Source organism: Dokdonella sp. (genome assembly GCF_049593775.1).
GTDB lineage: Bacteria > Pseudomonadota > Gammaproteobacteria > Xanthomonadales > Rhodanobacteraceae > Dokdonella.
On record NZ_JBAWHJ010000273.1, the window covers coordinates 1 to 8,523 of the forward strand.

Annotated in this window: 7 protein-coding genes; 2 read left to right on the plus strand and 5 right to left on the minus strand. The window is 60.7% G+C overall.

The window, feature by feature from the left end; translation table 11 throughout:
* Positions 1 to 50: 50 nt before the first annotated feature.
* The 5 genes from WBP53_RS09710 to WBP53_RS09730 are packed head-to-tail and all read right to left on the minus strand — an operon-like array spanning position 51 to position 5,787.
* Entirely contained in the window at positions 51 to 1,004 is a 954-nt protein-coding gene (locus tag WBP53_RS09710) for a GNAT family N-acetyltransferase (RefSeq protein WP_423928357.1), read from the minus strand.
* Entirely contained in the window at positions 1,001 to 2,179 is a 1,179-nt protein-coding gene (locus WBP53_RS09715; protein WP_423928359.1) for a JmjC domain-containing protein, read from the minus strand. Before WBP53_RS09715 ends, WBP53_RS09710 begins: the two co-directional genes overlap by 4 nt.
* On the minus strand, positions 2,176 to 3,072 hold the full coding sequence (gene bla, locus WBP53_RS09720) for a subclass B3 metallo-beta-lactamase (RefSeq protein WP_423928361.1): 897 nt from the start codon (positions 3,070 to 3,072) through the stop codon (positions 2,176 to 2,178). Before bla ends, WBP53_RS09715 begins: the two co-directional genes overlap by 4 nt.
* Positions 3,073 to 3,097: 25 nt before the next feature.
* Positions 3,098 to 4,462, minus strand: a complete 1,365-nt coding sequence (gene purB / locus WBP53_RS09725) for an adenylosuccinate lyase (RefSeq protein ID WP_423928363.1) — start codon at positions 4,460 to 4,462, stop codon at positions 3,098 to 3,100.
* Positions 4,459 to 5,787, minus strand: a complete 1,329-nt coding sequence (locus WBP53_RS09730; RefSeq protein WP_423928365.1) for a hemolysin family protein — start codon at positions 5,785 to 5,787, stop codon at positions 4,459 to 4,461. The genes purB and WBP53_RS09730 overlap by 4 nt, the downstream gene beginning before the upstream one ends.
* A 363-nt stretch (positions 5,788 to 6,150) precedes the next feature.
* On the opposite strand from WBP53_RS09730, the gene WBP53_RS09735 reads away from it, so the two are divergent.
* Both WBP53_RS09735 and WBP53_RS09740 read left to right on the plus strand, forming a co-directional pair.
* The gene (locus WBP53_RS09735; protein ID WP_423928367.1) at positions 6,151 to 7,545 is read left to right on the plus strand and encodes a class II fumarate hydratase; all 1,395 of its coding nucleotides are present in this window, start codon (positions 6,151 to 6,153) and stop codon (positions 7,543 to 7,545) included.
* A 172-nt stretch (positions 7,546 to 7,717) separates the two neighbouring features.
* A partial coding sequence (locus WBP53_RS09740) for a hypothetical protein (protein WP_423928369.1) occupies positions 7,718 to 8,523 on the plus strand: 806 nt, incomplete at its 3' end.

Genomic DNA, 8,523 nt, shown 5'->3' on the forward strand with positions numbered 1-8,523 from the left:
AGGCGTGATCCTCCCTCGAATTCGTCAGGCCGGCCCCAGGGTGGCGGAGGTCAAATTTCCAGCCGCCGCAATTCATCGCATTCGACACTGCGCTCCCAGGTAGCGTTGAAGGACTCCTGAAATTGCGCCTTTCGACCTGGTGCCCAGGTGCTGCCATCTCCGTCATGGCGTGTGGCAAGGGTGCGCTCGAACCAGGCGCCACGGTCGCTGATGATGAAGCATCCGGCGTAGCGTCGATCAATCTCCTCGGTCGGCATGCGGAACGCGAACACGCTGGTTAGTCGGTGGGCGAGGGCGACCAGTCGCTGGCCCTCCGTCCGGGCGCGGATAGGGTCCATGACGATGATGCGAATCCGTGTATGCGGACCTGAGGTGGCGACCTGCCTGAGAGCGTCCAGTACGGCAGGCTGATTGAGCACTTCGGGATCCAGATCACGCGTGAAGATATCGAGCTCGCGGCGCGCCGTGCGAATGACTTCAATGGTTGCCGCGATGGCTTCGTCGCGATTCGTGCTCGACAGAATTTGTGCCGGCGGCGTTTTCAGCGGCAGCTCGTCGCGGCCTGCGGGAGGATCCAGTTCGAGGACCATGTTTCGGTGCGCAATGCCGCATTCGTCGAACTCCTCGCCATGGGCGACAAAACCAGCCGCCTCATAAAATGCGATGGCATGTGTCTGCGCGTGCATGTCTATGCGGGTCAGGCGACGTTCGCGCGCGCACTCGATCAGGGTACGCAATACGGCAGCACCCTCTCCCTTGCCACGCCATTCACGCACGACCGCCATGCGGCCGATATAGCCATTCGGTGTAAGTCGACCGGTTCCGACAGGTTGGCCATCCGCGCTGCGGGCAATGGCGTGCTGGGAGTGCTCGTCCAGTTCGTCCCATTCCTCCTCTTCGGGCACGGCTTGCTCTTGGACGAATACTTCGGTGCGAACGGCACGCAAGTCCGCCATGTCGGCTGGCCATGTGGCTGGTTCAACGATGAAGTCATCAGGAATCATGTTTTCCTCCTTGCGCGGCCCGGAGCCAGATGTCCGCCATTGACCAGGTCAACCAGAACATTGATCGACGCCGGCAGGAACGCCATCGATTCAACTGCATCCAGCGCCTCGCGTTGGCACAACCGTACTGCGAGCTTGCGCGGACACCGGTGCGACTCGCCGGAGACAAACAGGATCGCGTCGCGTCCCTCCCGGGACCAGGCAAAGCGTGACCATGGATTGAATTCCAGAGATGCGCCGGCGTCAATACGTCGTTGCAGTTCCCGGGCTGAAATGGGCTTTTCGCGAGGGACCGCCTCGTGCGCTGCTCGATAGCGAGTGATGAAGGATCCGAACCAACCACGAAGCGGTACAGCATTCTCCGTCAACGAAGCCAGCAAGGTTTGCGAGATTTTCTCCAAGGCAGCCTCATCGATCTCGCCAGCCAGCTTGGCCGGCGCGATCCCCGCGTCCGAATAGCGCAGCTCCTCCGGCAATCGCTCGGCGACATGACCGGCAAAATCGGAAAGCATCTCCGCAACGGATGGCGCACGCATGCCAAACGAAAAGGTCAGGCACGGGCCCTCGGCTACGCCGTGATGGGCGATGCCCGGCGGCAGATAGAGCATGTCGCCAGGTTCGAGCAGCCACTCGTGGCTGGGGGTGAATTCGCGAAGCAGCCTGAGTTCGACATCCTCGCGAAAACGCTTCGGTGCATTCGGATCAGTGTCGATCTGCCAGCGTCGGTGCCCTAGCCCCTGCAACAGGAAAACATCGTACTGGTCGACATGTGCGCCAACCGATCCGCCATCCTCGGCATAGCTGACCATCACGTCATCCAGTCGCCAGCTTGGCAGGAAACCAAAACGCGGCAGCAGGGCCGCGACATCGGCATCCCACTTGTCGACGTCCTGTACCAGCAGCGTCCAGTTCGAATCCTGCAGCGCTGCGAAATCGGATTCCTCGAAAGGTCCGCTGCGCAAGGTCCACTGATCGCTGTCAGGATCATGCGTGACCAGACGCGACAGCGCATGATCCTCACAAGCCAGTCCGCCGAGATCGTCAGGCGACAGGGGGCTGGTGAAATTGGCGAATGCTTTCCGGATCAGCAAGGGCTTTTGCTGCCAATACTCGCGCAGGAATCGTGCGGCCGGCATGCCCAGGAAATGTTTCGGCGAAGCCTGGACTTCGATCATGGCCGTGCAGCCGCCTTTTCCTTTTCCAGTCGCGCATCCAGACGCTGACCTGCTTTTTCCGAATAGCGCTTGCATGCTGATGGATCGATCAGCGATTCACGTGCCGCCGGTCCCAGTCGTTCGAACATTCCGCTAGCTCCGGGGTGTGGCGTCATCAGGATGTCGCAAGGCAAGCTGGCGACAATTTCCAGCGATTGCCGGAATGCGGCCAGCGAGCCGGGATGCTTGGCTTCATCGCTGAACAGGTATGCATCGGACGAGATTGCAGTCAGGCTGTCTGCGTAAGCCATGTCCTGGCAGATCTGCGCTTCGCAGGATGTCCAGGTCCAGCTCGTCGAACCGGACGTGTGCCCTGGTGTCGCGTGTGCGGTCAAGGTCAGTCCTCCGAGCGCCAAACTCTCCCCGTTTCGGATCCGACGCACGTCATCGACTGGCGGAAACGGCCGCAACGAGCCGAACTGAGGATCCGCGGCTTCGCTTTCTCCGCGCTCCAACGAGCTAGCCGCAGGTTCACGGGCGACAACGACGGCGCCCGATTCTCGCTGCAGGGCTGCGAGTCCACCTACATGGTCAAAATGCTCGTGCGAACTGACGATGAAACGGATATCGCTGACCTTGAAGCCGAGGGCGCGGATATTCGCCTCGATCATTGGCGCGGCTTTTTCCGTCGCGCCATCCAGGAGCACATGGCCTCCTGGTGTTGTGATCAGAATTGCACTGATGCCGCAGGTGCCGACATACCAGGTGTTGCCGTAAATATGTGCTGGACGTGCCGTATCGTTCCATCCCGAATCGGAACTGCAGGTCGACGGCGAAGCCTCGGAGCTGGCAGCCGCCAGCCCTGGGGTTGCGAGAATCAGGATGGTCGAACTAAGGCAGGCAGCCAGGCGCACGAAGCCTTCTCCGATGGGGCCGGGATCAGCTCGACCTGGCGAGTGATTCCGCCAGTCCGGTGTAGCCAGCCGGGGTCAATTCGAGCAGACGCCTCTTGTCGGCGTCTGGCAGTTCCAAAGTCTGCACAAAGTTGCGCATCGAATCACGCGTGATGCCCTGGCCGCGAGTAAGCGCCTTGAGTTGTTCGTACGGATTGGGCAGGCCGTGACGCCGCATGACCGTCTGCACGGCTTCGGCGAGGACTTCCCAGCTCGCGTCGAGATCCGCGTCGAGGCGCACCGCATCGATTTCAAGCTTTGCAATGCCTTTCGACAGCGAGTCGATAGCGATCTGGGTGTGGCCAAAGGCTGTGCCAAGCGCTCTCAACACTGTCGAATCGGTCAGGTCCCTTTGCCAGCGGCTGATCGGAAGTTTTGCGCTGAAGTGCTCGAAAAGTGCATTGGCTATGCCGAAATTTCCCTCGGCGTTCTCAAAATCGATCGGGTTTACCTTGTGCGGCATCGTCGACGAACCGACTTCGCCAGCCTTGAGGGTCTGGCGGAAATAGCCGAGCGAGATATAGCCCCAGACGTCGCGGGCGAAATCGATCAGGATCGTATTGGCGCGTCGACTGGCGTCGCCGATTTCCGCGATGCAGTCATGCGGCTCGATTTGCGTTGTCATCGGATTGAAGGCCAGACCCAGGCTTTCGACGAAGCGGCGCGAGAATGCAGGCCAGTCAATATCAGGATAGGCGACGACATGGGCGTTGTAGTTGCCAACTGCGCCATTGATCTTGCCCAGAAGCTCAACCTCGGCGATTTGCCTGCGCTGACGCCCAAGTCGTACGGCAACGTTGGCGAATTCCTTGCCCATGGTGGTCGGCGAGGCGGTCTGGCCATGCGTGCGCGACAACATGGGTTGCGCGGCAAACGCAACCGAGAGTCCGCGCAGTCTGTCCAGCAGCTGGTCCAGGGACGGCAGCAGAACTTGCTCCCTGGCGTCCTTGAGCATCAGCGAGTAGGCGAGGTTGTTGATGTCCTCGGAGGTGCAGGCGAAATGCACGAATTCCTTCGCCGCTGCCAGCTCCGGGTTTGCGAGCAGGCGTTCCTTGATGAAGTATTCGATCGCCTTCACGTCGTGATTGGTTTCGCGCTCGATAGCCTTGACGCGCTCGCCGTCTTCTTCGTCAAAGGCGTCAGCGATTGCCAATAGAGCTTCCCGGGCAGCCGTGGAAAACGGGACCACTTCCGCAATGCCCGGCTCCTCTGCCAGGGCGACGAGCCAGCGCACTTCAACCTGCACTCGCCGTTGCATCAGTCCAAATTCGCTGAAGATCGGGCGCAACGCCTCAACCTTGGCTGCATAGCGGCCGTCCAGCGGAGACAAGGCAAGCAGGGCGTGGCTCATTTCGATTTGTGTCCAGTTTCAGGTGGATGATCGGGCGTTACCGTGATGGCCTGCGCCCGGGCTCCCTTCATGGTGCGGACGGTAATGCTGAAACCATCGAATTCCAGGGATTCACCTTCCGCAGGCAGTCGCTCCAGGCGATGCACGATGAGGCCGCCCACCGAATTGACTTCATCAGGGGAGTCGATATCGAGGTCCAGCAAGCGTTCCAGGCGATAGATCGGCATGCTGCCCGGAATGGTCAGCGAGCCGTCCGCGGCGCGTTGATGCCCGTGTCCTGGCGTGCTGCGATGCTCGTCTTCGATATCACCAACCACAACCTGCACCACGTCAAACAGGGTGAAGAATCCGACAACTCGGCCGTTTTCTTCGGTGACGAGCGCAAATTGGGTGCGGCCGGTGCGGAATCGGCGCAGCATCTCGAGCACCGGCGTATCCAGTGGCACGACGATGGCTGGACGCAGCAAAGCGGTCATGTCTTCGACGGTGCCTTTTTCGGCCATCGCCAGCAGCAGATCCTTGACGTGAAGGATGCCGCGGACGTTTTCCATCTCGGCATCGAACCACGGGTAGCGGCTGAACTGGGATTTCCGGATTTCCGCAAGAACTTCCGGCTGCTCCTGGCCATCGTGCAGGGCACCAAGCTGATCGCGAGTCCGCAGCAGGTCGCCGGCTACCAGCTCCGGAAGATCCAGTGCGTGGCTCATCATCGCGAATGTTTCGCTGGATTCGCGCATGGCCCGATTGGCATGCAGGATGAGCTTGAGCTCCTCTCGCGAGTAGTGATGCTCGTGGCCATTCGTCCCGTCGAGGCCAAATACCCGCAACATCCAGTTGGCGCTGGCATTCAGGATCCAGATCGCGGGATACATGGCCCAGTAGAAGACATAGAGCGGCGTGGCGGTCCACGCCGACATGCGTTCCGGGCGGCGGATCGCAAGCGATTTCGGTGCGAGCTCGCCGAGCACGATATGCAGGTAGGAAATGACCGTGAACGCGAAAATGAACGAAATGATGTGGATGGTTTCTGGCTCGAGCCCGCCGAAATGGTTGAACACGGGTTCGAGCAAGGCTGCGAAGGCGGGTTCACCGATCCAGCCCAGCCCCAGTGAAGCCAGGGTGATGCCGAGCTGGCACGCCGAAAGATAGGCGTCCAGTCGTTCATGGACGCTCAGCAGGATGCGACCGCGCCAACCAATGCGCTCTGCCAATCCAACGGCCTGAGTATGCCGAAGCTTGACCAGGGCAAACTCTGCTGCAACGAAAAAGCCGTTCAGGATGACCAGCAGGAAGGCGGCGGCGATGTAGAAAACGTTGGCGAGCATTGCTCGGACAGGCTGCGGAGGGCTGCGAAGTCTAGCATTCGGTCATCGACTATGTGACCGGGGCAGGGCTACCGGGCCGGCATTGATCGCAGCAATGGCCACGAAGTTTTCCGTATGTGCGTTACTGCAGGCACCGGCTGCGTCACTGCGTGATTTCCCGGCAGGGTTGCCGTGCGCCACGCGTGCTGATTTCGGTCATTGGACCTGTCCGGGGCCAGCGATTGCGACGCTTGGCCGCTCCGGTTCGTCTTTGCATTCTTGCGGGCCGGAGGATGGCCCTGGTCGGTGCCGACGCCCTGTCGTTCGCGTGTGAACCGCTATAATCGTCGACCCTCCAATTTGACTTCCAGACAGGATCCCGAGATGAGCGATTTCCGCATCGAACGCGACAGCATGGGCGAGCTCAAGGTGCCGGCTGATGCCCTGTACGGCGCACAGACCCAACGAGCCGTGCAGAACTTCCCGATTTCCGGGTTGACGATGCCTCGTGAATTCATCCGCGCCCTTGGGCTGATCAAGTCCGCGGCCGCGCAGGCCAACGCAGATCTCGGGCATCTCAAGAAGACCCGGGCCAAGGCCATTCGCCGGGCTGCCGAACGGGTTGCCAAGGGCGAGTTCGACGCCCATTTCCCGATTGATGTCTTCCAGACTGGATCCGGTACGTCTTCGAACATGAATGCGAATGAGGTGATTGCACACCTTGCTGCCGCCTCGGGTACCAAGGTTCACCCGAATGACGACGTCAACAACGGGCAATCCTCGAATGACGTGATTCCAACCGCAATTCAGGTCAGCGCAGTCCTTTCGGTCAGCGAACAGTTGCTGCCCGCCTTGTCGCACCTGAAAAAGACCCTGGACAAGCGCGCCAGGGAACTGAAAAAAGTTGCCAAGACCGGGCGCACCCATCTGATGGACGCAATGCCGGTCACTTTCGGACAGGAATTGGGTTGCTGGTCGGCCCAGATTGCTTCGAACATCGACAGGCTGAATGACGCGCTCAAGCGCGTGCGCAAATTGCCGCAGGGCGGCACGGCTGTGGGTACCGGTATCAATGCCGACCCGAAGCTCGGGGCAGCAGTTTGCGCCGAGTTGTCGCGCATGACCGGTGTTCGCTTCGAAACGGCAGAGAACTACTTCGAAGGCATCAGTACACAGGATGCTGCGGTAGAGCTCTCGGGCCAGCTGAAGACTCTTGCCGTCAGCCTGCTCAAGATGGCCAACGATTTGCGCTGGATGAATTCCGGCCCGCTTGCTGGCATCGGGGAAATCGAATTGCCAGCCCTGCAGCCGGGTTCCTCGATCATGCCGGGCAAGGTCAATCCGGTCATTCCCGAAGCGCTGGCCATGGTGTGCGCACAGGTGATCGGCAACGACACGACCATCACGATCGCTGGCCAGAGCGGCAATTTCCAGCTCAATGTCATGCTGCCGGTCGTGGCGCTGAACCTGCTGCAGTCGGTCGAGATACTCGCCAACGCATCCACCGCCCTGGCTGACAAGGCCATTGCAGGATTCACGGTTCGCGAGGAAAACATTCGTCAGGCGCTGGACCGCAATCCGATCCTGGTGACCGCGCTGAACTCGGTGATCGGGTATGACGTTGGCGCCGCGACCGCGAAACAGGCCTACAAGGAGGGCAGGCCGATTGTGGATGTCGCGCTCGAGACAACCGGCATGACGCGCAAGCAGCTCAAGGCGCTGCTTGACCCGATGGCCCTGACCAAGGGCGGCATTCACGGTGGTTCGTCGGGTGGCTGAGCGGTTTCGGCCGTGTCAATGCGTCGCACTGGAGCCCAATCCGTGCAGGCGGGGCGCGGTTTTTGCATGGTGATGCTGGATGTCATGGCCTGTGGCACATGACCGCGCATGTCGATCAGAACGAATATCGAGAGTTGGTCTTTCAGAATAAAACGGATACTGGAGTGATTAGATGAAAAAGTGTTTCCTGCTGCTGATGGCGGCATGCGCTGGCAATGCCATGGCGCAACAGAATACCGACATCAGTGCCGAACAATTCACCAGTGGCAGCGCCAATTCGACGCTGTCGACACTTGGCCGCCAGGCAGCGGCTTCGGGCAAACAGCTGGTCGTGACAGCTCCGCAACACTGGCATGCCAAGATTGCCGCGAGCATCCGTGCGGGCGGCAATGCGAACGTCGTGCTCAAGGACGGTTTCTACGAGACAGTACTGGTTCGAGTCGCGCAGGCCGCGGAAGAGCCGGCAAAGCCGCAGCCGGAGCGCACACCGCCACCGAAGGCCGAGCCAAGGCCGGAACCAGCTCCCGCTCCCGCACCGCCGCCTCCGCCGCCCGCCGTTGAAGCGGCACCGCCAGCTCCTGCTCCGGTACCGGCCCCCGAACCCGAGGTTCAGCCAGCACCCGCTGCGCCGGCACCCGTCGCGACCGAGGCTCCTGCTGCCGAAACTCCCGAGTCCGTTGAAGCTCCGGCTGTCGTCGATCCAAATGCACCGATCATGCTGGTCACGTCCGAGCCGGGTGATGTCGATCCGGATCGCAAGTCGCTCGAGGACCGCTACAACGACGGCAAGCGCATCACCGAGCTGCTGGCACCCTCGAAGCTTGAAATTGGTGACACGATCTATACGGGCAAGGGAGCTGCAGTCGTAGTGCGTCGTGAGGGCAAGTACCTGGTCCGCATGTGGCTGGACGGTTCGCTCAACCTCAACCAGATCGGCATCAGTGCCGATGGCGTCAACAAGTACAAGGTCATCAACAG

What these genes read in the sequence shown, in the direction of transcription:
- WBP53_RS09715 (WP_423928359.1), bottom strand. Translation starts at nt 2,179, where the DNA reads ATGATCGAAGTCCAGGCTTCGCCGAAACATTTCCTGGGCATGCCGGCC.
- WBP53_RS09730 (WP_423928365.1), bottom strand. Translation starts at nt 5,787, where the DNA reads ATGCTCGCCAACGTTTTCTACATCGCCGCCGCCTTCCTGCTGGTCATC.
- WBP53_RS09710 (WP_423928357.1), bottom strand. Translation starts at nt 1,004, where the DNA reads ATGATTCCTGATGACTTCATCGTTGAACCAGCCACATGGCCAGCCGAC.
- purB (WP_423928363.1), bottom strand. Translation starts at nt 4,462, where the DNA reads ATGAGCCACGCCCTGCTTGCCTTGTCTCCGCTGGACGGCCGCTATGCA.
- WBP53_RS09735 (WP_423928367.1), top strand. Translation starts at nt 6,151, where the DNA reads ATGAGCGATTTCCGCATCGAACGCGACAGCATGGGCGAGCTCAAGGTG.